The 247-nt window shown below is 60.7% G+C and carries 1 protein-coding gene; it reads left to right on the top strand.

Going from position 1 to position 247, the window contains the following annotated elements; all coding sequences use genetic code 11:
- Nucleotides 1-15: 15 nt before the first annotated feature.
- Nucleotides 16-247, top strand: a 232-nt coding sequence (locus QP381_RS09310; RefSeq protein ID WP_285068750.1) for a tripartite tricarboxylate transporter permease, incomplete at its 3' end; no start/stop codon positions are given.

Raw genomic sequence — 247 nt, 5'->3', positions numbered from 1 at the left:
GGGGCCACCACGGGCGTGGCAATTCTGTTGCCGCTTACTCTCACGATGGAGCCAGTCACCGCGCTTATTATGCTCGCGGGTATTTACTACGGGTGCCAGTACGGCGGCACGATTGCCGCGGTTCTTATTGCCACCCCGGGGGATGCCAGCGCCGTCGCAACAGTGATAGACGGCTACTCTTTAGCCCGAAAAGGAAAAGCGGGTAAGGCGCTCGCGATTGCGGCCATCGGCTCCTTCTTCGCAGCCA

Source organism: Pauljensenia sp. UMB6358, from assembly GCF_030216865.1.
GTDB lineage: Bacteria > Actinomycetota > Actinomycetes > Actinomycetales > Actinomycetaceae > Pauljensenia > Pauljensenia turicensis_A.
The sequence above is the reverse complement of the archived record's forward strand: the minus strand, read 5'-3'. Positions and strand labels throughout refer to the sequence as shown.